General features: G+C 70.4%; 19 protein-coding genes and 2 tRNA genes. 9 read left to right on the top strand and 12 right to left on the bottom strand.

Annotation, left to right across the window (positions count from 1 at the left end):
* Positions 1–31: 31 nt before the first annotated feature.
* The 4 genes from ACLJPX_RS38115 to ACLJPX_RS38100 all read right to left on the bottom strand — a co-directional run bounded on the left by ACLJPX_RS38115 (position 32) and on the right by ACLJPX_RS38100 (position 4,115).
* Complete coding sequence (locus tag ACLJPX_RS38115; protein WP_410605148.1) at positions 32–1,222, bottom strand: helix-turn-helix domain-containing protein; 1,191 nt, start codon at positions 1,220–1,222, stop codon at positions 32–34.
* Between the two features lie 106 nt (positions 1,223–1,328).
* The gene (locus tag ACLJPX_RS38110; protein ID WP_255414878.1) at positions 1,329–1,454 is read right to left on the bottom strand and encodes a hypothetical protein; all 126 of its coding nucleotides are present in this window, start codon (positions 1,452–1,454) and stop codon (positions 1,329–1,331) included.
* Between the two features lie 108 nt (positions 1,455–1,562).
* Positions 1,563–2,552 carry an alpha/beta fold hydrolase gene (locus ACLJPX_RS38105; RefSeq protein ID WP_410605147.1) on the bottom strand — a complete coding sequence of 330 codons (990 nt, stop codon included), beginning with the start codon at positions 2,550–2,552 and terminating at the stop codon, positions 1,563–1,565.
* Positions 2,553–2,894: 342 nt separating this feature from the next.
* Positions 2,895–4,115 carry a helix-turn-helix domain-containing protein gene (locus tag ACLJPX_RS38100; RefSeq protein ID WP_410605146.1) on the bottom strand — a complete coding sequence of 407 codons (1,221 nt, stop codon included), beginning with the start codon at positions 4,113–4,115 and terminating at the stop codon, positions 2,895–2,897.
* Between the two features lie 315 nt (positions 4,116–4,430).
* Here ACLJPX_RS38100 and ACLJPX_RS38095 point away from each other — a divergent pair, with 315 nt between their 5' ends.
* Complete coding sequence (locus tag ACLJPX_RS38095) at positions 4,431–5,627, top strand: PucR family transcriptional regulator (protein WP_410605145.1); 1,197 nt, start codon at positions 4,431–4,433, stop codon at positions 5,625–5,627.
* Here ACLJPX_RS38095 and ACLJPX_RS38090 read toward each other — a convergent pair.
* From ACLJPX_RS38090 to ACLJPX_RS38080, 3 genes are read right to left on the bottom strand one after another with little or no spacing between them, the layout of a single operon-like run.
* Positions 5,567–6,133 carry a GtrA family protein gene (locus ACLJPX_RS38090; RefSeq protein WP_410605144.1) on the bottom strand — a complete coding sequence of 189 codons (567 nt, stop codon included), beginning with the start codon at positions 6,131–6,133 and terminating at the stop codon, positions 5,567–5,569. The genes ACLJPX_RS38095 and ACLJPX_RS38090 overlap by 61 nt on opposite strands.
* Positions 6,134–6,140: 7 nt before the next feature.
* On the bottom strand, positions 6,141–7,355 hold the full coding sequence (locus ACLJPX_RS38085) for a lipase family protein (RefSeq protein WP_410605143.1): 1,215 nt from the start codon (positions 7,353–7,355) through the stop codon (positions 6,141–6,143).
* Positions 7,356–7,383: 28 nt separating this feature from the next.
* Complete coding sequence (locus ACLJPX_RS38080; RefSeq protein ID WP_101608554.1) at positions 7,384–7,953, bottom strand: hypothetical protein; 570 nt, start codon at positions 7,951–7,953, stop codon at positions 7,384–7,386.
* Positions 7,954–8,440: 487 nt separating this feature from the next.
* Here ACLJPX_RS38080 and ACLJPX_RS38075 point away from each other — a divergent pair, with 487 nt between their 5' ends.
* The 7 genes from ACLJPX_RS38075 (at position 8,441) to ACLJPX_RS38045 (ending at position 17,380) form a co-directional block, all read left to right on the top strand.
* Complete coding sequence (locus tag ACLJPX_RS38075; RefSeq protein WP_410605142.1) at positions 8,441–9,676, top strand: DUF6801 domain-containing protein; 1,236 nt, start codon at positions 8,441–8,443, stop codon at positions 9,674–9,676.
* An 84-nt stretch (positions 9,677–9,760) separates the two neighbouring features.
* Entirely contained in the window at positions 9,761–10,882 is a 1,122-nt protein-coding gene (locus ACLJPX_RS38070) for a DUF6801 domain-containing protein (RefSeq protein WP_410605141.1), read from the top strand.
* A gap of 199 nt (positions 10,883–11,081) precedes the next feature.
* Positions 11,082–13,328, top strand: coding sequence for a heavy metal translocating P-type ATPase (locus tag ACLJPX_RS38065; protein ID WP_410605140.1), 2,247 nt, complete (start codon positions 11,082–11,084; stop codon positions 13,326–13,328).
* Positions 13,329–13,374: 46 nt separating this feature from the next.
* Positions 13,375–15,258, top strand: coding sequence for a serine/threonine-protein kinase (locus tag ACLJPX_RS38060; protein WP_410605139.1), 1,884 nt, complete (start codon positions 13,375–13,377; stop codon positions 15,256–15,258).
* Between the two features lie 9 nt (positions 15,259–15,267).
* Complete coding sequence (locus tag ACLJPX_RS38055) at positions 15,268–17,106, top strand: protein kinase domain-containing protein (protein ID WP_410605138.1); 1,839 nt, start codon at positions 15,268–15,270, stop codon at positions 17,104–17,106.
* 89 nt (positions 17,107–17,195) lie between these two features.
* Positions 17,196–17,270, top strand: a tRNA-Val gene (locus ACLJPX_RS38050).
* 35 nt (positions 17,271–17,305) lie between these two features.
* Positions 17,306–17,380: transfer RNA gene (locus tag ACLJPX_RS38045), tRNA-Val, on the top strand.
* 491 nt (positions 17,381–17,871) lie between these two features.
* On the opposite strand, the gene ACLJPX_RS38040 is transcribed toward ACLJPX_RS38045, so the two are convergent.
* Entirely contained in the window at positions 17,872–18,036 is a 165-nt protein-coding gene (locus ACLJPX_RS38040) for a hypothetical protein (RefSeq protein ID WP_410605137.1), read from the bottom strand.
* Positions 18,037–18,099: 63 nt separating this feature from the next.
* Complete coding sequence (locus ACLJPX_RS38035; protein WP_410605136.1) at positions 18,100–18,684, bottom strand: TetR/AcrR family transcriptional regulator; 585 nt, start codon at positions 18,682–18,684, stop codon at positions 18,100–18,102.
* 88 nt (positions 18,685–18,772) lie between these two features.
* Here ACLJPX_RS38035 and ACLJPX_RS38030 point away from each other — a divergent pair, with 88 nt between their 5' ends.
* Positions 18,773–19,192 carry a VOC family protein gene (locus ACLJPX_RS38030; protein ID WP_410605135.1) on the top strand — a complete coding sequence of 140 codons (420 nt, stop codon included), beginning with the start codon at positions 18,773–18,775 and terminating at the stop codon, positions 19,190–19,192.
* Here ACLJPX_RS38030 and ACLJPX_RS38025 read toward each other — a convergent pair.
* The 3 genes from ACLJPX_RS38025 to ACLJPX_RS38015 are packed head-to-tail and all read right to left on the bottom strand — an operon-like array spanning position 19,167 to position 26,595.
* On the bottom strand, positions 19,167–20,657 hold the full coding sequence (locus tag ACLJPX_RS38025) for an MFS transporter (protein ID WP_410605134.1): 1,491 nt from the start codon (positions 20,655–20,657) through the stop codon (positions 19,167–19,169). The genes ACLJPX_RS38030 and ACLJPX_RS38025 overlap by 26 nt on opposite strands.
* On the bottom strand, positions 20,654–24,856 hold the full coding sequence (locus tag ACLJPX_RS38020; protein WP_410605133.1) for a beta-ketoacyl synthase N-terminal-like domain-containing protein: 4,203 nt from the start codon (positions 24,854–24,856) through the stop codon (positions 20,654–20,656). The genes ACLJPX_RS38025 and ACLJPX_RS38020 overlap by 4 nt, the downstream gene beginning before the upstream one ends.
* Complete coding sequence (locus ACLJPX_RS38015; protein WP_410605132.1) at positions 24,853–26,595, bottom strand: fatty acyl-AMP ligase; 1,743 nt, start codon at positions 26,593–26,595, stop codon at positions 24,853–24,855. Before ACLJPX_RS38015 ends, ACLJPX_RS38020 begins: the two co-directional genes overlap by 4 nt.
* Positions 26,596–26,599 lie beyond the last annotated feature (4 nt).

The raw sequence follows: 26,599 nt of genomic DNA, 5'->3' as shown, positions 1-26,599 counted from the left end.
TCGTCACCTCGTTGTGAGTGGGAAACGCTGGTCAGTCCTCGGCGAGCAAGGCCTCCGCGCGCAGGGCGATCTCCATGTCGAGCCGGTCGTCGGCGTTGTTCAACCGGTCGCCGAAGAGATCGATGAGCTGGTGCATGCGGTATCGGACGGTCTGGGGATGGACCTTGAGTTTCTTCGCGATCTCCGGGGCACTGCCCCGGGACTGCAGCCAGATCAGCAGCGTCTCCCCGAGCCGCGCCCGCTGTTTGGGGGTGAGGTCGTTGAACGGGGCGAGGCTGCGGGTGCACAGCTCACGGACCAGGAACTCGTCGGCGAGCAGCCACAGGGTGGACAGGTGATCGCTGTACCGGGTGACCGGTTTGTCCGGCAGGACCCCACGCTGGACCAGCCGCAGGGTGCGACGGGCCCACAGCAGGGAGCGCGGTGCTTCGGTGAGCCGCACTGCCGGGCCGATCACCGCCCGCCAGCCGGGAAGCCGTTCGGCGAGGTCCTTCAGGTGCTTGCCGGGGTCGCCGGTGACCAGGCAGGGCTTGGGACCCTCGAAGTCGACCAGGACATCCGAGTCCAGGTCGGCGCTGTCGGGATCCAGCGGGCCGAGCCGTCGTTCCAGCGCGACGACCGTGACCTCGGCGGGCATCGCCCACTGGGCGTTGGCGGCGTGGGACGCGATCGACTGCGGTGAGGACGGCGGATCGGAGAGCATCAGTTCGAGCAGCCTGCGCCTGCGTCTCGCCCTGGTGCCCGCTGCCCGCTCCTGCGCGGCGGTGTAGCCCTCGATGGAGAGCGCGGAAATCTCGTCGACGTAGGCGAAGATCGCCTCGGCCGCGGTGCACAGAAGATCGGCGTCCGCTCCGATCGCCTGCCCGAACTCCGAGACGTGCCGCCAGGCGACGCGACCGCCGACGCGGTAGGCCGTCTGCAGGCAGTCGAGGCTGCGGCCCTCCTTGAACTCGACCTTTCCGAGGTTGCGGAACACCGCCGACCACTTGTCGAGCGCCGTCGTCCCCTGTCCGATGGTATCGAGGCAGTGCAGGATCGCCTGCCGGATACCCTGCGTGATGATCTGTCCGAACGCGCCTTCCAGTGGCTGCGCGTACTCGGGGACGGCTCGTTGCACCTCCTGAAGGATGGCTCGCGCCAAGGGGTCGGCTCGCGGCCGGAACCGCTCGCCGAGATCCCTCGGCAGTGACGCCCACAGTCCATTCGCACCGGTGCTGCGCACAGGTCGGTTCTCCACTGGGGTTCTCGGTGCCGGCGTGAAGGCGCGCGGTCGCTGGACCGGACCCGGTGGCTGGCGGTGCGGGGTGGCGGGGTGACGCACGTCGGGGTCAGGCCGTGCGGTCCGCAGATCGTGCCGCGAGAACCCGGTATCCAAGTCGGTCATGTTTTTTATCCTTGCTGGCAACAAAATCAGCCTCTTCAACGGTGAAGCCGATCCAGATTTTGTGGCTCACGCAACATAAAATCCGGCCGAGAGGACTGTCAACGGCTGGCGGGGCCTTGATCGGCCACCTGGATGGACTACACCCGAACGGGTGGTCCGATCCGGCGGCGGGTGACATTTAGGCGGGCCTGAGATGGGGTCCGGGTGACAACTTTTCCGGGGCCTTTTCGAGCGCCTCCGCCGCCTCGCTGGCGCGGATGAGCACCTCGACGACCTCGTCCAGGCTCAACCGGGCGGGTGCGGTCTCGGCGAGGAAGCGTTCGAGCTCGCCGCCGAACCGGGCCGGATCGGCCACATGTGGAAAGTGTTTCGCATTTTCGAACACCGTCAAGCGGCTATCCGGCAGCAGTTCGCTGGTCTTCCGGCCGTGGCCGACCGGGATGAGCGGATCGTGCGCGCCCCAGACGACCAGCGTCGGCACCTCCCGGGCGAGGTAGAGCTTGTCGACGGCGCTCGCGCGCTGGCCGCGGAGGTCGATCAGGCTGCGCGCGATGAACAGGAACGCCCGCCTCCTGCCCGGATCGGCCAGCGACGAGAGGTGCCGTGTCAGCTCCCTGGTCTCGGGGGAGAGCTTCCCGCCGAGCCTGCGGCAGGCGGCGGCGATCCCGCGGGCGATCGCGACGGTGACCGGGTTGACGGCGGCCGACAGCGTCGCCTTGGCCCCCGGCAGCGCCGTCGCGCGCAGGACCGAGGTCACCTGCGGGCCGAGCCCGGCGCTGCCCACGAGCACCAGCCGGGCGCACATCTCGGGGAACTGGTACGCGAACTGCATCGCGATCCCGCCGCCGAGGGAGTGTCCGGCGATGGTCGCGTGACGGTTGCCGGTGAGCGCGAGGACGTCACGGACCACGCTGGCCATCGCGCCGAGGCCGTAGTCGGCCCGTGGCGAGCCCGAATCGCCGTGTCCCGGAAGGTCGGGGACGAGAACGCGGCGGTCGAACCCGGTCCGCTCGAAGTGGTCGAGCAACGGCACCCAGGTCTCACCGCTGCCGGAGATCCCGTGCAGCAGCACGAGCGGTTCACCTGCGATGTCCTTTGTGGACGGCAGGTATTCCCGCAACCGGATTTCCTGCCCGTGCAGGGTCAGTGTGCGCGTTTGAAGGGCCATGTCCCGCCTTTCCGTTGTCAGGCGTCAAAATAACGGGTAGAACGGCTGGTGCGTCAGCGTGTCGCCGGACACGTCCGGTAATGCCGACCCGGATGACAAGAATTCCGGCGCGCACCCCGAGCCGGATGCTAAAACCGTGACGGCGGGGCCGTTTCGCATCGACAATCTCCCACCGTCCCGGTATTCAGGAAAGCGTCGGTAAACACCCGTCACCACGGGGAGAAAAAGCGATGGCCTGCCGGGCGGACTTCCACATCGATCAGCCGAGGGCGAACCGTGCCCGCCGGCGCCTGCGCTGGGTGCTCCCCACCGTGCGGCCACCGGAACGGCGGGTCCGGCGCGTCAGCTCCCTGGTTCCCCTTCGTCGGGGCGGAGGGCCCGCATAAGCCGCTGCGCGCGCAGCGCGAGTTGCATGCCCAGCCGGTCGTCCGCGTCCTTGAGACGGTCGCCGAACAGGTCTTCCAGCTGCCGAAGGCGGTTCCGCACGGTCTGCGGGTGCACTCCCAGCCGTTGCGCGATATCCGGTGCCCCACCGCGGGTTTCCAGCCATGCCAGCAGGGTTTCGCTGAGCCGCTCCTGTTGTTTCTCGCTCAGCGAGTTGAACGGGTCGAGGCTCTGCTTGGCGAGCTCGGCCCCGAGGAAGTCCTCGGCGAGCAGCCACAGCGTGGCGAGGTGATCCCGGCACCAGATGATCGGCCCGGGGGCGTCTTCGCTGGTCAGCAGTAGTGCGCGGCGAGCGGTGCGGAGGGCGGCGGGGGAGTCGATGAGCGGTACGACCGGGGAGACCGCCGCACGCCAGCCGTCCATCCCGTCTTTCAACGGCGCGAGATCGGTGTCGGGATCGGCGGTGAGGAGGTACGGCTCGCTGCTGTCGAGGTCGTGCAGCACGGTGTCGTCCAGGAGATGGGCGGGGAAGCCGGGGGCACCCGGGGTGCGCTGGAGCGCGACCATGGCCGCGGTCTCCGGAACCCGCCATCCGGCGCCTTTGGCCAGGCTCGCGATGCTGCACGCGGACCCTTCCGGGGCCTGCGAGATCAGTTCGAGCAGGCGGCGGCGCCGGAGCGGGATCGCGCCCGCCGCCTTGGCTTCCGCTTCCTGGTAGCCCTCGATCGTCGTGGCGCACAGTTCGTCGACGTAGACGAAGACCGACTCCGCCGCGAGCGCGATGACGTCGGGACCGACGCGGAGTCCGCGCACGATGGGCCGCATCGCGCGCCAGGCCGCCCGTGCGCCGACCGTCGCGCTGTCGTGCAACGGTTCCAGGCCGCGGCCCTCCGCGAACTCGGTCCGTCCGCGCAGGCGGTAGAACTCGATCCAGCGGTCGTGGGGGACGTCCGGGTCGCCGATGCAGTCGACGTAGTGCTGCACCGCCCGCTCGCAGGAGACGACCAGGACCCGGCCGAAGACGCCGCGCAACGGCAGCGAATACGCGCTGACCGACCGCTGCACCTGCTTGATCATGGCCGCCGCGGCGTGACCGACATACGGACGCAGTTCTTCGCCGAGCGAACGCGGCAACGTCGCCAGCATGCCGAAACTGCGGTACTCGACCACGAAGACCACCCTTTGATTTTCTTCGAACCGGGGACGGGAACATGAATCCCTTTGCACAACCGCGTCGGATCGACGGACCGGGTGCCGGGAGTGTTTCTACTGGATCGGCCGACGGCGTGTACCACGAATGTGACGTTGAATTGGCGACGGAAAGTCGCGGCACGCCGCGCCGGTGACACGGATGGGCGTTTCGGCGTGGCGGCTTTTGACACGGATGTGGCGCCGGTTCTACGCTCCGTGCATTCGAGTGCGCCGGTGGCGCGCGGACGAAAGGGAATTGGTGCCCGTAATCGTCGGCCTACTTCACAGCGGGAGAACGCACACGTGAGCTGGCAGCCCGTTGGTTCGTTGTGGGCACGCCTTCCGAGGGAACTCGGTGACGCCGTCCGGCCGCGGATCCCGGCGATCGCCCGGTACTGCGTCGAAGGCGTGATGTCCGAAATCGCCGAATGCGCCGAGGTCTTCAGCGACAGCGACGCCCGTGCCGCGGCCGTCGAGCTGACCCGGCGCAGCATCGAACGCGCCATCGACCGGGTCGGCGTCCCCGAACTGCTGCAGAACGACCTGCTGGCGGACTTCCGCGCCCAGGGCAGGATCGCGTTCCATCAAGGACTCAGCCGCGAGGCCGCGCAGGCCGCGTTCAGGGTCTCGAGCCGGGTGCTGTGGCGTTCGATCGCCGCGGCGGGCCGTCAGCTCCAGCTTTCGGGCGACGTGCTCTACGGCGCGGCCGAATGCCTGTTCGGCGACGTCGTCGAGGTGACGATGGCGCTGACCGAGGGCTACAACGCCGCGCAGGCCGAGGCGACCGGGCCCGCGGAGCAGCGGGCCAGGTTGTTCCGGCTGCTGACCGGCGGCGCGGGATACACCCAGGCCGACGCCGGCGCGCTCGCCGTCGCGATCGGCTGGCGCATCCCGCAGCGGATCACCGCTGTCGTCTTCAGCGCGGCTCCCGGGGCGCCCGCGTTCCCTTCGGGACTGTTGCCCTCGGGGGTGCCCGCGGATCTCGTCTCCGACGCGCCCGGCGCGCTGGTGGCGTGTCCCGAAGCCGACCTCGGCGGCCTGCGGGAACTGCCTTCCGGCTGGTCGGCGACGGTCGGCGTGTCCGTCCCGACGGCACAGGCCGCCGAGTCGTTCCGGATCGCGCGCCGCGCGTCCGAACTGGCCCAGCGGGGGATGATCACCACGGTCGGCCCGGTGCTGTGGTGCGAGGAGCACATCACCACGCTGCTGCTGCTCGCCGACGAGTTCCTGCTGGATCAGCTGGCTGTCGAGGCGCTGGAACCGTTGTCGGGACTGGCGCCGCGGCAGCACGACGAGCTGGCGGCGACCTTGCTCACGCAGGTGCAGACGCGGGGGAGCGCGCCCGAGATCGCCCGGCAGCTCGCCGTGCACCCGCAGACGGTGCGGGCCCGCCTGCGGCGGCTCACGGAGTTGTTCGGCGAACGGCTGGACGATCCGGATCAGCGGCTGCGGATCGAACTCGCGCTGCGCGCGGAACGATTGAGGCCCGCCGACGTCTGATTCCCTAAGCACTGACGGGCTCCCGCCACCGGGAACACCCAGCGGCGGTAGCCCCACCAGCGGAACGCCGAACCCGCCGCGGTGCCCAGCAGCATCCCGCTGACGAAGTCGGCGATCTCCTGTGCCAGGAAACTGACCTCGGGGACCTCGAAACGCAGGACGTAACGCGAGATCAGGGGCGGGCACAGGTTGATCGTCACGGCGATCGCGTTGACGGCGAAGAACAACGCCGCCTCGTGCAGCCTGCGCCTGCCGCCGCGGGTGTGGAACGCCCAGCGGCGGGAAAGCAGGTACGCGAAGGCCGTCGCCACGACGGTCGCGATGGCCAGCGCCGTGACCGGTTTGGCTTGCAGGACGGTGAGTTTCAGCCCGTAGTTGGTCCCGAGGGTGAGGCCGAACGCGGCAAGGCCGACGGTGGCGAACCGGAGCAGCTCACGCCGCTTGCCGGTCCGCGCACCGCCGTGCGCCGCGTCGTCCACAAAGGACGCTGGGGCGGTTCTGAGCACCGCGGGCTCAGCAGTTCGACGTCGCCGGGGTACCCGCGACCCGGTCCTTGAGGAAGGCGAGCACGTCGGCGTTGCCGGTGTAGACCGCCGTGATGTGATCGGTCTCGAAGGTCTTCCAGGTCGTCTTGACCCCGGCGGCGCAGTAGGCCTTGTGCAGCGCGTCGGCCTGGGCGAACTGCACGAGCTGGTCCTGCGTCGCGTGGTAGAGGAACACCGGGACCTTGGGGGGTGTGCCGCCGAGCTTGTTCTCGTTGAGCCGCTTCACCCATTCCGGCCGCACGTAACCGGCGCTGGTCGTGTAGTCGGCGATCCTCTGGTTCGCGTAGGTGGTGAGCAGCTCGAACGTGCACGCGCTCTTCTGCATCTCCGCCAGTTTCACGCGGCCGTTGTCGCTGAGGAAGGAGTCCAGTTTCAGCTCGGGGTACGCCTTGTCCAGGCCGAGGAGGGCGTAGGCGAAGACGCCGAAGCCCTGCTTCCCGTCGAGTTGCAGCGTGACCTGGACGAGGTCGGCGGGCACACCGCCCGCCGCGACGCCGACGAGGTTCAGCTCCGGGGCGTACGAGGGCTGCAGTTCGCCCGCCCAGGCGGCTGCCCCGCCACCCTGCGAGTACCCGCGGAAGAGCACCTTGGCGTCGGTGGACAGCTTGGCTTCCGGCAGGCGTTGCGCGGCGCGGACCGCGTCGATTACCGCCGGGCCTTCCGAACGCCCGACCACGTACGTCGTCTTCGGGTCCTGGCGGTAGCCCTCGTAATCGGTCAGCGCGACGGCGTATCCGGCGTCGAGCGCGTCGTCGAGACCCGACTGCTCGTAGAACGCGCCGATGTCGACCATCTTCGACGGCGCGCAGTCGAACGCAGGGCCCTGCGTACCGGCGGCGAACGAGACGATCGGCGCCTTCGCCGGGTCGGCGTTCTTCGGCACCAGCACCGTCCCGGTCACCGCGTCCGGCCGCCCGAGGGCGTCCGTCGACAGGTACATCACCTGCCACGCGTTGACGGAATCCTTACGCGGTCCGGCTTTCGAGACACGTGAGCGGATGATGTCACCCGGTTTACCCGCCGGGAGCGGGGACGGCGGGGTGTAGAACGAGTCGTCGGACGCCGTGGGGGCGGCGGAATTCGCCGGGCTCCCGCTCAGCACGGTCAGCAGACCGGCGGACAGGACGATCGCCAGCGCGGCGGCGAGTGTCCGGCGGGACGGGCGGGGGAACGAGATCGGCACGGCCGGGCCTCCAGAGTGCGGGACGGGTTCAGACGTTGCCGTAGACCTGGCGGCAGGTCGGGGATTCGGCGAAGGCGAGGTTCAGTTCCGGGTTGGCGCGCAGGTGCTTGATCGGGCCTTCCGGCTCGCTCAGCCCGCTCATCGTGGTGTCGGCTTCGGCGACCACCTTCTGCAGGCTCGCCTGGTCGGTGACCGTCGCGCCCTGCATCTTCGTGAGCGTGGCGGCCACCTTCGTCTTGGTCTCGCCGAGAGTGGTGGTGGCCTTGTCCACAGCGGACTGTCCATCCGGGACCGGCGGCACACCGGCGTTCCGGATCCCGCCCGCCATGTCGTCGAGGGCGGCGGAGAGCGAGTTCAGGAAGCCCACCATCGCGGTCTTCGTCACCTGCGGATTGGCGGGATCGAACGCGGGCGGCTGGGACAGCTTCGCCGAGCCCGTCGCGACTCCGGAGCACACCTTGTCCACCCAGGCGAGCGCGGCGGGGTCGGCGTGCCGCCCGGTGTCGGCGGGCTCGTCGGACCCGCAGGCGGTCAACAGGACCGCCGCGGCGGTCGCTGAGACGGTGGCGAACGCGATTCGCGCTGCCGTGCGGCGCATTCTTTTCATGGTTTCCCCGTCGAATTCGGCGAAAAAGGGCCGGCCGTGGCACGAGGGGCGGGAATCCGCGCTGGTCGGCGGTGACCGGCTTGCTGAACCGCGAGGTTACTCACGAAGGATTCCGTCAGGCAAGCAGGCCGGAGCCAGGAAAAGGTGATTGGCACGTGCGCGATAGTTTCGCGCCGCTTGATTGTCACCCGCGTCAGCGGTTTCGAATCCGGTCTCAAGTGGCTCTGTGCTGGGGAAACCCATGTGCCGCTACTAGTAACCGGGTGGGTGCACCGTGCCAGGGTGACAATTTACCGGCGACGCGTCAACTTTTCCGGAGAAGCCCTTGATAGCGGTGCGGGGGCGTCGTTAGTTTACTGTTCGGTTGCGATCCGTCAGACATCGTCGCTACCCGGAGAATTCTCTCGGGCCGATATTTCAGTGCTCTGGGGAATTGTACGCCGTTTCGTATCATCGTTGATACCACGGAAGGACGATCGTGAGTCACCGTAGAGGAACTAAGAAGGCGGTCGCCGCCGCCGCTGCCGGTGCCGTGGGGCTTGCCACCGCGGTACTCGTGGTCGGGGCACAGTCCAGTGTCGCCGATCCCATTTCGCTGCCGCTCAACTACCACTGCAACCTGCCGCTCGTGGGGTCGCAGTCGTTGAAGGTGGTGATCAACACCGATCTTCCGCTGTCGGTCAAGACCGGTCAGCCGACCGGCACGTTCGACATCAAGGCCGTCTCCACGATCAACGCGGACACGGTCAGCGGGCTCAACCTGATCGGTGCGACCACGCTGGACGGCCAGGCCATCGCGGCGGCGAACGTCGCGGCGCCCGGGCTCAACCTGCCGGTCAAGGTGCCCAACGACATCGCCAAGCAGAACATCCCCACCTCGGGCGAGATGACGATCAACGCGGCGGGCAAGACCCCCTCGCTGACCTTCAACCAGCCCGGCGAGGCGAAGATCACCGTGGGTGACCTGCAGCTGAAGGTCACCCCGCGCAAGGCCGACGGTTCGGTCACCGGCATCACGCCGGACGGCACGATCGACGCGCCGTGCACGCAGGATCCGGGCCAGAACAACACCCTGGCGACGATCAAGATCGGTGACGGTGGCGGCACCACCACGCCCACCACCCCCACCACGCCGACCACACCCACGACCCCCACGACGCCGACCACGCCCACGACCCCGCCCACTACGACCACCACCCCCGGTGGCGGCGGGATCAAGTACGCGTTCGGCATCAAGGGTCAGACCGCGCTGAAGACGCTCGGCAGCACCGCGCCGATCAACGGCGGCTTCGACGCGGACGTCGACCTGGCTTCGAAGACCTTCACCGGCGATCTGAAGCTCGACCCGTCGTCGACCCAGTTCAAGCTGTTCGGGTTCGTCGACGGTCGTTCGGACATCAAGGTCGAACAGGTCGGCAAGCAGACCGGTGAGCTCGTCGGCACCGGGTTCAAGGCGAACATCAAGTTCAACGTGTTCCTGCCGAGCGTGCAGGTCTTCGGGATTCCCATCAGCAGCGACCCGAAGTGCGGCACGGTCAGCCCGTCCACCAGCGTGATGACCACCGGTCCGGACTTCGACCTGCTCAAGGGCGGGAAGCTGTCGGGTACCTACTCGCTGTCGGCGCTGCAGAACTGCGGTCAGTTGAACGACTTCATCAGTGCGTTCGCCAAGAGCGACGGCAACACGCTCGATCTGAACCTCACCAAGAAGTAGCCAGGCAAGCCGGTCCCCGTCGCGATCCGCGGCGGGGACCGGTGCCGTCTCAGTGCCGTTCCAGTGCCGTCCAGGAAGGCGACCATGCCCCTTCGCATCAATGTCCGGATGCTGCTCGCGGCGGGCCTCATCGTCCTGCTCACCGCCGGCTGCCTGCTCTTCGTCGCCGTCCGCAGCGCGGCGGCGGGCACCCCCGTGGACAAGAAACTGTCTTTCACCTGCCCGTTCCCGCTGATCGGGCTGCAGAAGCTCGACGTGAACATCAAGGCCGACTTCGAGGTCCCGACCGCGCCCGGCGGCACACTCAGCACCTCCGGGCTGACGATCACCGTGAACGTGCCGGACAAGGCGACGCGCGGGCTCAACCTCGTCGGCGCCGCCACCATCGAAGGCACCGCGGCGGCGGGCGTCACGCTAGTCAACGGCGACGCGAAGCCCTTCCCGGTGCGCATTCCGCTGAACGTCGCCAAGACCGGCCTGCCGCCGTCCGGCACCTTCAGCACGGTGGCGACGGGCTCCGTGCCGACGGTGACGCTCGCGAAGCCGGGCAAGACGACTTTGACGGTCGGCGACTTCACCACCCGCCTGACCCCGAAGAAGGCCGACGGCTCGTTCACCGGGATCGGTTCGTTCACCTCGGACTGCACGCTCGACCCCGGCCAGGACCCCGTCCTGCTCTCCTTCGACCTCGGTGACAAGCCGGCGGGACGTCAGTACACGGTCGCGGGCAAGACCGGCGTCAAGGCGCTCGGCGCCACCGCCCCGCTGACCGGCGGGTTCGACGTCAGCGCCACTTCGGCCACGGTCTTCACCGGCGGCCCGGCGTTCGACAAGGCACACGCCGACTTCCGGCTGTTCGGCTTCCTGCCGGGCGCGGCCGATCTGGAGTTCGTCGCCGACGGACCGCAGGGCGGCGACTTCGCCGGGACCGGTTTCGTCGCGCGGCCCCGGTTCACCACCGTCCTCCCGCTCGTCACGCTCATCGGCATGCCGGTCAGCACCGGGCCGGGGTGCCGGACGTCGGCCCCGTCGACCGCGGAACTGCGCACCGGGGACGGCTTCACCATGGCTGGCGGCGGCGCCCTCAGCGGCACCTACTCGCTGGCGCCGCTCACCGGCTGCGGCGCGTTCACCCAGTACCTGAGCTCGTTCGTCCAGGGCGACGGCAACACGTTCGATCTCGTGCTCACGCCGCGCAAGGCCTGACTCCTGCTCGTGAGTGGTAAGGACGGTTCTAACCGTCCTTACCACTCACGAGGCACGGGACCTCTGTTCTCACCACCATCGCACTAGTCGGGCCGGACGCGGGCCCGGTTCCCGGCGGCGGTAATCTGCCTGGCGACACCTCACGGGACACCTGTTCCACCACCAAGGAACCACTGGTGAATCCCTGGGAGTGCCAAGAATGACGATTTCCGCGCCGGAGGCCGCCGTCCGCACGGTGGAGCTGACCGTGTCGGGGATGACCTGCGCCGCCTGTTCGGCCCGGGTCGAACGCACCCTGAACAAACTGGACGGTGTCCGCGCGTCGGTGAACTACGCGACCGAGCGCGCGACCGTCCAGGTGCCGGACACGCTGGCCGACGAAGTGCTCATCGAGCGGGTCCGCAAATCCGGTTACACGGCCGAGATTCGCGGGGAAGAGGATCCGGACACCGGCTTCGCGCGGGTCCGCGATCTCCGCCGCCGTCTGGTCGTCGCCGCTCTGCTGGCGATCCCGCTGGGGAACCTCTCGATCACCCTCGCCCTGGTGCCGCGACTGCGGTTCCCCGGCTGGGAGCTGCTGTGCCTCGTCTTGGCCGTTCCGGTGGTGTTCTGGTCCGCGCTGCCGTTCCACCGCGCCACGCTGCGGAATCTCCGGCATCGCTCGTCCAGTATGGACACCCTGGTGTCGCTGGGAGTGCTCTCGTCGTTCGCGTGGTCGGCTTGGTCCGCCTTCGCGGGCGGCGCCGAACCCGGGTACTGGATCGGTTTCGGCCCGACCGCGGCCGGAGCGGACGCGATCTACCTCGACGTCGCCGCCGGGGTGACCACCTTCCTGCTGGCGGGCCGGTACTTCGAAAGCCGGTCCCGGCGCGGCGCCGCCGGGCTCCTGGCGGCGCTGGACGCCTTGGCCGCCAAGGACGTCCGGGTGCTGCGGGACGGAACCGAGCGGATGGTCCCGATCGGGGAACTCGCCACCGGGGACCTGTTCGTGGTGAAGCCGGGGGAGTCGATCGCCGCCGACGGTGTCGTCGACAGTGGACTGTCCACTGTGGATGTCAACGCGGTGACCGGCGAGCCGGTGCCCGCGGAGGTCGGCGCGGGCGACCGGGTCATCGGCGCTTCGGTGAACCGGGACGGCAGGCTGGTCGTCCGCGCGACCGCGGTCGGCGCGCACACCCAGCTGGCCCAGATGACGGCGCTGGCGGAGCGCGCGCAGGCCCGCAAGGCCGCCGTGCAACGCCTGGTCGACCGGATCTGCTCGGTGTTCGTCCCCGTCGTACTCGGCGTGGCCGTGCTGACGCTCGCGGTGTGGCTGTTCAGCGGCGCGCCCGCCCGCGACGGTTTCGAGGCGGCCGTCGCCGTCCTCATCATCGCTTGCCCGTGCGCGCTCGGGCTGGCCACGCCGACCGCGCTCATGGCGGGGGTCGGCAGGGGCGCCCAGCTGGGCATTCTCATCAAGGGGCCCGACGCGCTCGAGGCGAGCCGCACGGTCGACACCGTGGTGCTGGACAAGACCGGCACGGTGACCACCGGGAAGATGACGGTGACCGGATGCCGCCCCGCCTACGGCTTCGTCACCGCGGAGATCCTGCGGTTCGCCGGGGCCGTCGAGGCCGGTTCCGAACACGCGATCGCGGCCGCCGTCGTGACCGCGGCCAGGGCCGAGCTGCCGGAACTGCCCGAGGTCGAGGACTTCGCCGCGCTGCCGGGACTCGGCGCGCGCGGCGTGGTCGACGGTCACGAGGTCCTCGTCGGCAACCTCCGCCTGCTGACCGGTCGGCAGGTCGCGGTCCCGGCCGACGTCGTCGACGCGCTGACGGAGGCCGAGCACGAAGGCGCGACGGTGATCCTGGCCGCGATCGACGGCCGGGTCGCCGGGCAGCTGGTGATCCGGGACGTCGTGAAGCCGTCGGCGAGGGCCGCGGTCGACGCCCTGCACGCGCTCGGCCTGCGGACCGTGCTGCTGACCGGCGACAACGAAGCCGCCGCACGCGTGGTCGCGGACGAGGTCGGCATCTCCGACGTGCGGGCCGGTGTGCTGCCCGCCGAGAAAGCCGAGGTCATCGACGCACTGCGAGCCGGGGGAGCGCGGGTCGCGATGGTCGGCGACGGGATCAACGACGGCCCGGCGCTGGCCACCGCGGATCTCGGCATGGCGATGGCACGGGGCAGTGACATCGCGATCCGGTCGGCCGACGTCGTGCTGGTCCGCGAAGACCTGCGCGTGGTCCCCGACGCCATCCGGCTCGCGGATCGGACCCTGCGCATCATCCGGGGGAACCTGGCCTGGGCGTTCGGCTACAACGTCGCCGCGATCCCGCTGGCCGCGCTGGGACTGCTGAACCCGCTGATCGCCGGGGCGGCGATGTCGCTGTCGTCCGTGCTGGTCGTCTCCAACAGCCTTCGTCTCAAGGACTTCGGCCGGGCGGACCGACGGGCTGCGTGACACTTCCGGGTGGTTTTGTACCATCGCCCCTGACAAGGGGGCCTTCGTGAAGCCGTTGAACACCGGCGAACCCACCGGCGTGGGGCGCTACCGGGTGTTCGCCGTGCTCGGAGAAGGCGGGATGGGCCGGGTGCTGCTCGGGATCTCCTCCGACGGGCGCCTGGTCGCGATCAAGCAGGTCCACCCCGGGTTCGCGCACGACCCCGGCTTTCGCGAGCGATTCCGCCGCGAGGTCGCGACGTCGCGGCTGGTGTCCGGCGCCTACACCGCCCCGGTGATGGACGCCGACCCGCACGCGCCGACACCGTGGCTGGCCTCGGTGTTCGTGCCGGGACCGGCACTGTCCGAAGCGGTCGCCGCCGGCGGCCCGCTGCCGCCGATGGCGGTCCGGCATCTCGCCGCGGGGCTCGCGCTGGCGCTCGGCGACATCCACCGCGCCGGGCTGATCCACCGGGACCTGAAACCGGGCAACGTCATCCTCGCCGGTGACGGTCCCCGGGTGATCGACTTCGGGATCGCCCGCGCCGTCGAGGGCGACTCGGAACTCACGCACACCGGCGCGGTGATCGGCTCGCCCGGATTCATGTCGCCGGAGCAGGCCGAGGGCAAACCGCTGACCCCGGCCAGCGACATGTTCTCGTTGGGCGCGCTCCTCGTGATGGCCGCGACCGGGACGAATCCCTTCACCGGAACGTCCACTCCGCACACTCTCTACAACGTCGTGCACGTCCAGCCCGACCTGCGGCATCTGGCGCCGGAGCTCCGTCAGATCGTCGAGCCGTGCCTGGCGAAGAACCCGGCGGACCGGCCTTCCCCGGCGTGGGTGCTGGAACGGCTGGGGCCGATCCCGCCGATGACCAGTCCGTGGCCGCCGGTGGTCTCACACCTCATCGAGACCCAGCAGGCCGAGGTCCGGCGGCTGCTGAACCCGCCTCCGCCGAAGCGATCCCGCCGTGGCCTGATCGCGGGACTCGCCGCGGCCGCCGTCGTACTGCTGGCCGGTGGCGTCATCACGGCTATCTCGCTGTCGAAGGACGACCCGCCCCCGGCCGCCGCCGCGCCGAGTTCGCCGCAGCTCCCGGACGAACCGGTCGCCACCCCGGTCAACCAGGATCCGCTCGGACCGGACAACCTGCGGCGGGTCGACCTGTGCAAGGTGCTCAAAGGGCGCGACGTACCCGGGTTCGGCAAGCTGAGCGTGGAGATCGATCTCCAATTCGATTCGTGCACGTACACCTCGACCGCGGGGAAGTGGCTGGAGCTGGAGGTCGGCGGCGACCTGATCGGAGGCGAAGCGGGTGGCGAGCTCGAAGGACTTCCGTTGCGGATCAAGGGCTCCGGCGACGCGTGCGCGGTCGCGGTCCCGGTCGCCGGGCTGCCGAACACCAAGCTGAGCGCCGACGTGAACTCGATGTCCACAAAGGACGAGGCATGCTCGGTGGTGAAAGCGGCCCTCACCGACGCGGTCAAACGGATCCGGGCCGGTGGCCAAGATCGCGAGCTTCCGGCGGGCACCCTCGCGCCACTGGACCCGTGCGCGCTGGTCGGCGCCGCGACCACGGACCGGCTGATCGGGCCGGTCGTCGAAACGATCCGCGAGCACCTGCACCAATGCCGGTACGACGCGGCGGGCAGTGTCCGGCTGAGTCTCGTGCGGGCGTACCCGCCGTTCCAGACGAAGGACTCGTACTACACGGGTTCCGCCACCCTGGATTTCGGCGGTACCACGGTGTACCTGGCGAAGAAGGACGACGGCGTCGCCCGTTCCTCCTGTTCGCTGACCTGGCAGCATCGGTCGGTCAGCGAGCGCGACGGGGAGAACGTCGAGCTGACCGTCGGCACCAGCGGGACGAAGATGACCGCCGACGAGGCCTGCGAGAAGGCGAAGGGCTTCGCCGGTGCGCTGCTGCCGAAACTTCCGAAACCCTAGGGCTGATCAGTGAAACCGTTGAACCCCGGCGAACCCCGGCAGGTCGGCCCGTACCGGATCATCGCCGAAATCGGTGAAGGCGGCATGGGCCGGGTCGTGCTCGGCCTGGCCCCGGACGGCAGGCTCGTCGCGGTCAAGCAGCTACACGCCCAGTTCGCGCACGATCCCCGGTTCCGTGAACGCTTCCGGCGCGAGGTAGCCACTTCACGGCTGGTTTCCGGCGCGTACACCGCCGCGGTCATGGACGCCGACGCGGAGGCGGAAACGCCCTGGCTCGCCTCGGTCTTCGTCACCGGACCGTCCTTGAAGGAGGCGGTGGACGCCGTCGGACCACTGCCCGCCGGGTCGGTACGCCTACTGGCGTCCGGGCTCGCCGCCGCGCTGACCGAAATCCACCGTGCCGGGCTGATCCACCGGGACCTCAAGCCCAGCAACGTCATCCTGACGAGTGACGGGCCCAGGGTGATCGACTTCGGCATCGCGCGGGTGGCGGAGGAGGCACAGGAGCTCACCGGAACGGGCGCGATCATCGGGTCGCCCGCGTTCATGTCGCCGGAACAGGCGGGCAGCGGGCAGGTCACCGGGGCGAGTGACGTGTTCTCCCTCGGCGCGATCCTGATCATGGCGGCGACCGGCCGCGGCCCGTTCACCGGCCCGACCGCACCGCAAACGCTGTATAACGTCGTGCACGCCGCCGCGGACTTCACCGACGTCCCGGACGAGATCCGGCGGCTCGCCGAACCGTGCCTGGCCAAGGATCCGGCCCGCCGCCCCACCCCGGAACAGATCCTGGACCACCTCGGACCCGTGCCACCCGGCATGGCTCCCTGGCCGCCCGCCGTGCACGCCCGGATCCGGCAGCAGGACACTGAAGTGCGGTCGGTGCTGGCCCTGCCGCTCCCGATCTGGCGGCCGCCGCCGAAGAAGATGGCGCCGCGCACGAAGAAGCTCCTGTTCGGCGCGCTCGCCGCGGTCGTCCTGCTCGTGGTCTCCGGGATCGTCGCGCTCGGTCTCTCCGTCGCCGAGTACGCGAAGCCCGAGGCACCGGGAACGGCGTCGCTGGCGGTGAGCGAGGCGCTCAGCCCGGAACGCCTGCGCCTGGTGGATCCGTGCAAGGTCCTCGCGGGCCGGTTCGTGCAGGAGTTCGGGACCCTGAAGCCGGAATCGGGGCCGATCTACCCGGCCCGCTGCAAGTACACCGGTCTCCGCGACGCCTCCTTCGAGATCCGGATCGGTGACGGCGTGAGCAACGTCGAGCGGACGGACCGGACCGCCGAAGGGCTTCCGTTGCTGCGCAGCACGATCAGCGGCGGATGCGATTCGATCGTCCAGCTTCCGGCGGATCGGAAGCTCGGCGTCGTCGTCTCGCATCCGGGCAAGGACGGCGACCCCTGCAAGGCGGCCGACGACATGCTGACCGCCGCCCTCGCCCGGTTGCGCACGCACGAGGTCGACCGCGCCGGGGACCCGGCGAGCCTGCTCCCGCTCGACCCGTGCGCGGTCGCGGATCCGGCCGTGCTCACCAAGAACGTGCCCAACACGCAGCCCGCTCCGCGGACGTTGCGGATCTGCGAGTGGCAGGGCGGCGGGGACACGCTGACCGTCGAGCTGCAACGAGGCGCGTACGTGCCCGAGGGTTCGCCGGTCGACCTCGGCAACGGCGTCACCGGCGGCATCCGGGAGTTCGGCGGCTCGAACTGCGTCGTGACCTGGCAGCACCGTCCGCTGCCGGATCGCGAGGCCGAAACCGTCGCCGTCCGCCTGCTCGCCCGGGAGGGGAGCGGGAGCCCCTGTGACCGGACGAAGGAGATCGCGGCCTCGGTCGCTTCGCGGCTGCCGAAACCCTGAGCTGCCTGCGTTTTGATCGAGAGGGGAACCCCTTTGCGGGCCCGGAAACGGGTCCGCTAAGCTATCTCCCGTACGAACAACTACATCACGCGCGTTTAGCTCAGCGGGAGAGCGCTTCCCTGACACGGAAGAGGTCACTGGTTCAATCCCAGTATCGCGCACCAGGTTCGCTTCCCCGGCGGACCGGAGTTCGTACCACGGGCGATTAGCTCAGGGGGAGAGCGCTTCGTTCACACCGAAGAGGTCACTGGTTCGATCCCAGTATCGCCCACCAAAGCGGCACTATCCGAAACAACGTCCGAAAGGACAGCGGCGAGTAGTTCCGCTTCGGTTACAACGTCAAACGAGACTCCATCCTCCGGGATGGGGTCTCGTTTGCTGTTCGGGGCTGCCGTGGTGACAGCGGTGTACATCGAACCGCTTGTGCTGCCAACTTCGACCAAGACCATGAGTCTTCTTGCTCCCGGGGTTGGGTTTTGGAACCGGCGGCGGAAGGAGCCTGGGGCGGAGAGTCATTGAGTGACAGGGCAAAGGCGGCGTGTTCGTGAGCGGGGCCGGTGATGGGATGAAGGCGTCCTTCGCCGCGTCCGATGTCGAGTGGCTTTCGCGACGCCCCGGGCAAAGGTGTCGTTGTGGCTGAACCCAAGGTGAGCGAAGGCGTGACTCGCGTGATTGGAGCCGCATCTCGCGTGATCAGACGCCGAACTCCATGATCGCTCCCCGATCACGCGTGAACGCCCATCCCGCTCTGCATGGTCTGAACCTTCAACTGATTGCCAGAAGAATCTGAGCGTCGTCGTGGATCATGTGCAACGTATCGACCAGTGGGTTCAAGAGATCTTGCCGGTTCGCATAGCGGTGGGTGGCCCCCGTGCACCAGGCATTCAGTTCTGGAGCGCGGTGTCGCGAGCCTTCGGTCACGTTCGTCACCCCGTGCCCCTGTCTTGCTCGTTCGCAGCCCCGCCCGGCCGGACGACACGGGTGTCCGAGCGCTCAGCGCAAGGCTTCGATCATCGGCGTGAGCGCGTCCATGGTCGCGGCGAGGTCGGCCTTCGGATCGGAGGAGTGGGCGAGCCAGACGGCGGCCTCGTTCATCGCGCCGGAAAGCAGGCGCACCAACGGTTCGACGGGCCGCTTCGCCAGGACGCCCTCGGTCATCAGTCCGGTCAGCGCTTCGGCGAGGTGCCGGGCGGAGGACTCCGAGTCCAGTTCGCGCCAGTCCTGCCAGCCGACCACCGACGGACCGTCCAGCAGCATGATCTGCTGCGTCTCCGGATCGGTCGCCGCGGCGAGGAACGCGCGGCAGCCGGCGAGCAGCCCGGCCCACGAGTCCGGCGCGGCGTCCGCGGCCCGCGAGATCTGCTCGCCGACGTCGTGCTGCACGACGCCGAGCACGTGCCGGAACAGGTCCGCCTTGCTGCTGAAGTGGTGGTAGAGCGCGCCTTTGCTGACACCCGCCGTCTGCGCGATGGTCTCCAGGCCGACCTTGCCGTACCCGTGCTCGGCGAACAGCCGCCGGGCGGTGATGGTCAACGCCTCCATCGTCTCTTCGCGTTGCTGCTGCTTGGTGCGGGGCATACCCGGATCTTGACATACCGACCGTCGGTTGGCTAACTTCAAAAAAACAAACCGACGGTCGGTATTGTTTGCGAGACAAGGCGGCATCATGCGTCTGACCAGCTTCTATCCCGTTCTCATGACCGAGAAGATCGCTGAGACACGGGACTTCTACCGCGAGCACTTCGGCTTCGAGCTCACCTTCGAGGCCGATTGGTACGTCAGCCTCAAACGCGGGGAGTGGGAGCTCGCGATCCTCGCCCCGGGGCACGGCACCATCCCCGGCGGCGCGGGCAAACCCGTGCAGGGACTGCTGCTGAACTTCGAGGTCGAGGACGTCGACGCCGAACACCGGCGGCTGGTCGGGGAAGCGGGGTTGCCCGAGGCGCTTTCTTTGCGCAGCGAGGAGTTCGGGCAGCGGCACCTCATCGTCGCGGACCCCAACGGTGTGCTGATCGACGTCATCCAGGAGATCCCGCCGATCGGCGGGTTCGCCGAGCAGTTCACCGACGAGGCGCGCCCGCGCTGACGAGGACGGCCACCAGGAAGAGTCCGCAAGCGACGGCCGCCGACACCTGCAGTCCCACGGTGCAGGCGGCTTTCGCGGCTCCGAGCATTTCGTCGGCCACATGCGACGGAAGTCCCGAGACCGCGGCCTCGGCCTGAGCGGGTCCCGAAAGCGCGAGCTGCCGCGCCGGTTCGGGTACCCCGGCCGGAACCGCCAGGTGCGCCGCGTACACCGCCGCCGCGAGGGAGCCGAACAGCGTGGTCCCGAAACCCGCGCCCAGCTCGTAGCCCGTCTTCTCCACCGCCGCGGCGCCACCCGCCTGGTCCGCGGAGGTCGCCGAAAGCAGAGTGTCGGTGCTCGACGTGAGCGCGAACGCCATCCCCAGCCCCATTCCCGTCAGGCCGGCGCCGAGCAGCACCGGTGACGTCAGCGCGGCCGATCCCGCCGCCGGGACCAGCAACGACACCGCGGTGACGGCGAACCCGGCCGTGCGGACGCGAGCGTTGCCGAAGCGCCCCAGCAGCGAGGGGGTCACCACGCTGCCGACGGCGGACGCGCCCAGCACCAGGAGCAGCCGGGTCGCCGCCGCCGTCGGGGAGAGACCGAGCACCACTTGGAGGTATTGGGCGAACAGCAGCCCGAGCCCGACCAGCGTGCTCATCACCAGCAGGACCCCACCCACCGCGGCGCGTACCCCCGGCAGGGCGAACAGGGCGAGGTCCAGCAGTGGCGGATCGGTCCGGCGCTGACGGCGCAGGAACAGTCCGATGAGGACACAGCCGGTGACGCCCGAAGCGACGGCCGTCGGCCAGGAGCCCGGATGCCCGACGGCGAACGCGATCCCGAGGACACCGCCCGCCGCGAGGGCGGCGCTGGTCGCGTCCCACGGCCGCTGCCCCGGCGGATTCCGGGGGAGCCACCGCAGGGCCAGCACCACCGCCGCCAGGATCACCGGCGGATTCAGCAGGAACGTGGCGCGCCAGCCCCACGTCTCGACGAGCACCCCGCCGAGGATCGGCCCGAACACCGAGCCGGTACCGGCGATCCCGCTGCACACCGCGATCGCCGTGCGGCGGTGGCGCTGCTCCGGGAAGAGCTCCCGGAGCAGCGACATCGTCACCGGCATGATCATCGCGCCGCCGCAGCCGAGGAGAGCGCGAAAAGCCAGCAGCACCGGGACGTTCGGCGCGAACGCGCACCCGAGCGACGCGATCCCGAACACGACGTACCCGGTGACCAGCACGCGCTGCCGCCCGTACCGGTCGCCGAGGGTGCCGAACGGCAGCAGCAGCGGCGCGGCGGTCAGGGGGTAGATCGCCACGATCCACACCTGCGCCGCCGCGCCCGGCCGCAACTGCCGGACGAGGTCGGGCAACGCGACGTGCAGCACGGTCGCGTCGACCGCCACGAGGAAGAGCCCGGCGCCGAGCACCGCCAGCAGCGGCCAGGCGCGGTCGACCGCTCGCCCGGCCCGGGCCGTGGTCACAGGAGTCCCGCCAGATGCCTTGCCACGACATCGACATGAGGCGGGTCCACCACCGACAGGTGATGCGCCTCGACCGGCACGATCTCCAGTTCCGGGCACAGCTCCGCCCAGCCTGCCGCGAGGTCCGTGCGGGAATACCTCGGTTCCATCGCCAACCCGGCCGCGTACTGTTCGACAGCCCGGTAGAGCACGACCCGGCCGTCGTAGCGGCGGGGCGTGCCGCGTTCGGCCGCCAGCGTGTCCAAAAAGGACTGACGCTGGTGCCGGAGTACGCCGGGGCTGAGCAAACCGGCTTCGGCGACCCGCCGCATGGTCAGGTCGATCTGCTCCTCTTCCGGCAACGGCGCCAGTTCCTCGTGCCCGAGCCGGACTTCGCGGCCGTAGGTCCCCTCGACGTAACCGGTGAACCGCAGGAATCGCCGGGCGGACGACGCCCGCGGGTCGAGGTCCGGTTCCGGGAGCGGGAGCATGGTGTCGATCAGCGCGACGAACTCGACCTCCTCGCCTTCCTCGGCGAGCCGTGCGGCGACGCCGTAGGCCAGCGCCCCGCCGAACGACCAGCCCGCCAGCCGGTACGGCCGGTCGCGACGGTGCGCCCGCACCAGCGGCAACAGGTGCTCGACGCGTTCCTCGATGCTGACACCGGGAACGCGTTCGAATCCGACGCACGGCACCGCCGTGGGCAGCCTGTCCAGCAGCGGCCGGTACACGGTGCACGTGCTGCCACCAGGGTGGAACAGCAGCAGCGGCGCGACGCCGGTGTCGCCGGGAGCGAGGACGTGCACCGGTCCCTTCTCCTCCCTCGTGTCGAGGACGGCGCGGGCGACGTCCGCGATGGCCGCGAGGGAGTCGTGCCGCAGGAGTTCCGCGGCGTCGACAGGGGTCGCGAGTTCGGTGCTGAGCCCCTTGGCGAGCAGTTCGGCCAGCCGATCCGGCGTGCCGGTCTCGGTCAGCCGGACGTGCGTGCCGCCCGGGTCGGCCCCGGTGTGCTCCTGCCAGAGACGCAGGACGAGGCGGTCCGCCGCGTCCCAAGCCCGGCCTCGGGCCGGAAGCGGCTCTTCGTCTTCGCGCGGCGCGAGATCGCGGCTGAGGTCGGCGAGAGTTGCACCCCGGAGCACGCTGACGGCGTCGGGTTCGGTGCCGAACTCCCGGCGGACGGCCTCCCGGATCCGGTTCGCCATCAGGGAATCCAGTCCGAGTTCCACCAGCGGGACGTCGGCGTCGATGCGCTCGGGTCGCAGGCCCATGACCGCGGCGACGATCTCGGTCAGCCGATCACCGCCTCCGCTGTGCGCGGGCTCGGGTTCGGTCACCCGCGCGGCGAACGACGGCGCCTCCCCGGCGGTGGTGTACCAGTGCCGTTCGTGCCGCCACGGCATCGGCGGGACGTCGACCAGGCGGGCACCGTCGTCCGGGTCGGCGGGGGTGATCCGGGTCCCCGCGCAGTAAAGCTCGGCCGCGGCTGCGCCCAGGGCACGGACCTCGTCCTGGCCTCGCCGCAGGGTCCCGGTGACGACGGCGTCGTGGATCCCCTCGCCTTCGAGGGTCCGCGCCACCGAACCCCGCAGGATCGGGTGGGGCGACAGCTCGACGAAGACGCGGTGCCCGTCTGCGGCGGCGGCCGCCACGGCCTGCCGGAACCGCACCGGACGGCGCAGGTGCGTGGCCCAGTACCCGGCGTCGAAGTCCGGCAGGTCCCGCGGATCGGCCAGAACCGTGTCGTACCAAGGGACCGTCGGGCGGCGGCCGCCCAGTTCGACGAGTGCTTCCCGGAGCGCGGGCAGGACGGGGTCGACCCGGACGGAGTGCCCGGCGACCTCGACCGGCAGCAGTCGCGCGGTCAGCCCGGCGGCCTCGAGTTCGGCGACGAGCAGGTCGAGGACGGTCGCGTCCCCGGCCACGGTCAGCTGGCCCGGCGCGGATTCGACGGCGAGTTCGATGTCCGGGTACAGCTCCAGTTCCTCCGGCGCCAGTTCGACCGCCGCCATCGCTCCACCAGGGCCGATGGTGCCCAGGAGCCGGGCACGGGTCGCGACCAGGTGGACGGCCTCGTCAGGGGTGAGCACACCGCTCACCACGGCGGCGGCCGCGGAACCCAGCGAGTGCCCGATCACGGCCGCGGGCCGGACCCCGAGCGCCTCCCACTGGGCGGCCAGCGCGACCTGGATCCCGAAGATCGCCGTCTGGGTTTCGGGAAGGGACAAGGAATTCCCGGTGGTGAGCAGGGCGCGCAGCGATCGGCCGGTGTGCTCGGTGAACAGGTCGTGGAGCTTGTCGACCTGCGCGGCGAAGGCGGGCTCGGCGGCCAGCAGCCCGCGTCCCATCCCCGGCCATTGGGAGCCGTGACCGGAGAACACGAACACCGGTCCGTCGGTGGTCCGGGTGCTGCCCGCGACCGCGCCGGCGGGCAGCGGATCGGCACCGGTGCCGACGGCACGCAGCAGGACCGCGAGCTCGGCGGTGTCCCCGGCGACGACGGCGGCGCGGTGCGGCCCGCCGTTGTCCCGCCGGAACAGCGTGTGGGTGACATCGGCCAGGGAAGGCGACGGCGTGGCCGAGGACTCCAGCCAGTTCGCCAGCTGCGTCGCGCGTTCGGTGAGGCGGTCGCGGGTGCGGGCGGAGAGCAGCCCGATCCGGACGTCCGCGCGTTCCTGGGCCGGCTCCAGCGCCGCGGCCTGTTCGAGGACGACGTGCGCGTTGGTCCCGCCGAACCCGAACGCGGACACCCCCGCCGTGGCGCGGCCGGAACGACGTGGCCACGCCGTCGGTTCGGTCACCACCTTCAGGCGCAGGTCGTCGAACGGGATGTGCGGGTTGGGTGCGGCGAAGTGCAGCTGGGGCGGCAGTTCGTCGTGGGTCATCGCGAGGACGACCTTGATCAGCCCGGCGATCCCCGCGGCCGCCTCCGCGTGCGCGATGTTCGTCTTCACCGAGCCGATCAGCAACGGGGCGTCGGCGGGCCGGTCCCTGCCGAGAACGGCACCGAGCGAGCGGGCCTCGATCGGGTCGCCGAGCAAAGTGCCGGTTCCGTGTGCTTCGACGTAGTCCACAGTGGACGGATCGAGCCGGGCGCCGTGGTAGGCCGTGCGCAGCATGTCCTGCTGGGCGATCGGGTTCGGCGCCGCCAGTCCTTGCGACCGGCCGTCGGAGTTGACCGCGGTGGAGCGGATCACCGCCAGCACCCGGTCGCCGTCGTATTCGGCGTCCGCCAGCCGTTTGAGCACGACGACGCCGCAGCCTTCGGCGCGCGCGATGCCGTCGGCGTCCGCGGCGAACGTCTTGCAGCGGCCGTCGTCCGCGAGGAGACCGGCCGCGGCGAACGCGGCCGTCGGTCCGGGCAGGAGCATGAGGTTCACCCCGCCCGCCAAGGCGAGATCGGCCTCGCCGTCGCGCAGCGCGCGCACCGCGTGGTGCACCGCGACCAGCGAAGACGAGCAGGCGGTGTCCACCGCCATGCTCGGCCCGCGCAGGTCGTAGACGTAGGACAGCCGGTTGGCCGAGATGCTCCCGGCGGCGCCGGTGGCCGTCCACAGGTCCACCCCGCCGCCCGCCATCGTGAGGTGGCCGTAGTCGTGGGTGGAGATCCCGGTGAACACGCCGGTCCGGCTGCCGCGCAAGGAGGCCGGGGCGATCCCGGCGTGTTCGAGCGCGGCCCAGGTGACTTCCAGGAGCATCCGCTGCTGCGGGTCCATTGTGGACGCCTCGCGCGGGGTGATGCCGAAGTGGTCGGCGTCGAAACCGGCGACGTCGTCGAGGAAACCGCCGACGACCGGTGCCGCGTCGGCGCTCCACCGGCCCGGCGGCGCGGTCCGGACGGCGTCCCGCCCGCTGCGCAGGAGATCCCAGAATTCGTCGAGTCCGTTCGCTCCCGGCCAGCGGCAGCCCAGGCCGACGACGGCGATCGGGTCGGTCCGGCGGCGGTCCGTGCCCGTCGGCTCCGGTTCCGGTTCGGCGCCGCCGGTGAGGGAGCGGGCGAGGTGGTCGATGGTCGGGCTCTCCCACAGCAGGGTGGCCGGGAGCGGGGTGCCGAGCAGGTCTTCGAGCTCCGCCGCGATGCCGACGGCCTGACGGGAGGACAGGCCGTAGTCGCTGAGCGGGCGGTCGGCTTCGAGCCGGGCCGGGTCCACGCCGGTGTGCTCGGCGACGGTGCCGAGCAGCCAGCGGCGCAGGGCGGGGGTGTCGAGCGTCGGGTTTCTCATCGCACCAGGGCCTTTCCGTAGTCGCCGGCGAGGTAGCGGTCGCGGCACGCGCTGCGCGCGATCTTGCCGCTGGAGGTGCGCGGGACCAGGCCCGCCGGGACGAGCACGACGTCGCGCAGCGAAAGGCCGTGCGCGTCGGAAACGAGCCGCCGGATCGACGCGGCGAGGGCCCGCTCGTCGTCCGTGGTCAGCGCGGTGTGGCCGCGGTGTTCGGCGACGACGACCGCGGCTTCGGTGTCGGTGCCTGCGACGGCGAACGAGGCGACACTGCCCGGGCGGATGTCGCGGTCGGCCGAGGCCGCCGTCGCTTCGACGTCCTGCGGATAGTGGTTGCGGCCGTCGACGATCAGCAGGTCCTTGATACGGCCCGCGATGTAGACCTCGCCGTCGTACCGGACGCCGAGGTCCCCGGTGCGCAGCCAGGGCCCCTCCGGGAGCCCGCCGAGTTCGCCGGTCAGCCGGGCGCCGAAGGTCTCGGTGCTCTCCAAGGGCTTCTGCCAGTACCCGGTGCCGACGTTGGGACCGTGGACCCAGATCTCGCCGACCGAACCGTCTTCGAGCGCGACGCCGGTTTCCGGGTCGACCAGCGCGACGTGCTGGCCCACCGGGACACCGCAGGCGACCAGCCGGAGACCGTCGCCGGACTGCCGTGCCGTGCCCGTCCCGAGGTCGGCGCGGTCGAACGTGGTGACGCGCGGGGGAGTTCCGGGGCCGGTGGTGACGAAGACGGTCGCCTCGGCGAGACCGTAGGAGGGCCGGGTCTTGTCCGGCGTGTACCCGGAATCGGCGAAGGCGGCGTGGAACCGGTCGAGTACGTCGGGGTTGATCGGCTCCGCGCCGTTGACGATCGCGGCGACGCGGTCGAGGCGCAGCTTGGCGCGGTCCTCTTCGCGCACCCGGCTCGCGGAATAGTGGAACGCGAAGTTCGGCGCCGCGCTCCAGCTGCCGTTGTGGTCGCCCAGCAGCTCCAGCCAGCGCACCGGCCGTTCGATGAAGGCCAGCGGATCCATCAGCACCGACCGCATGCCCATCGCCAGCGGGGTGATCAGGCCGAGCACGAGACCCATGTCGTGGAACAGCGGCAGCCACGACACGGTGGTCCCCGTCGGTGCGATGCCGAGTCCGTGCACCGCCTGGCTCACGTTGGCCAGCACGTTCGCGTGGGTCAGCACGACGCCCGCCGGGCTGCGGGTCGAGCCGGAGGTGTACTGCAGGTACGCCACGTCGTCCGGCGTCGCGTCCGGCGCGGGCCATGCGCGGGCCGGGCCTTCGGCGGGCCGGTCGGCCGCGATGACGGCGACCTCGTCACCGCCGGGGAGACCGGCGAGGAACTCGCGGACCGCGTCCTCGGCCGCGACGGTGGTGACGACCGCGGTGGGGGAGCAGTCGGTCAGCACCGCGGCGAGGCGCCCGGCGTGCCCGGGCAGCCCTGGGTCGAACAGTGGCACCGCGATCGCGCCCGCGGTGATCGCGCCGAGGAAGGCGACGACGTACTCGGCGCTCTGCGGGCACAGCACGGCCACCCGGTCGCCGGGCCGGACGGGCAGCGCGCCCGCGACGGCGTCGACGCGCTCCTGGAGCTGCCGCCAGGTGAGGGTCTTCCGCCGCCCGGCGCGATCGGTCGCGAAGTCGGCGAAGGTCAGCGCGGGCCGGTCGCCGTCGACGTCCGCCCAATGCCGGAGGCAGGCGGGGAGGGTGGTGCCGGCCGTGGCGGGCAGGTTTTCGGGGGCCAGGGACATGGCG

Origin of the sequence: Amycolatopsis sp. lyj-90, assembly GCF_046549035.1 — a bacterium.
Taxonomy (GTDB): Bacteria; Actinomycetota; Actinomycetes; order Mycobacteriales; family Pseudonocardiaceae; genus Amycolatopsis.
Note: the sequence above shows the minus strand (reverse complement) of the source record. Positions and strands in the feature narration are given on the sequence as shown.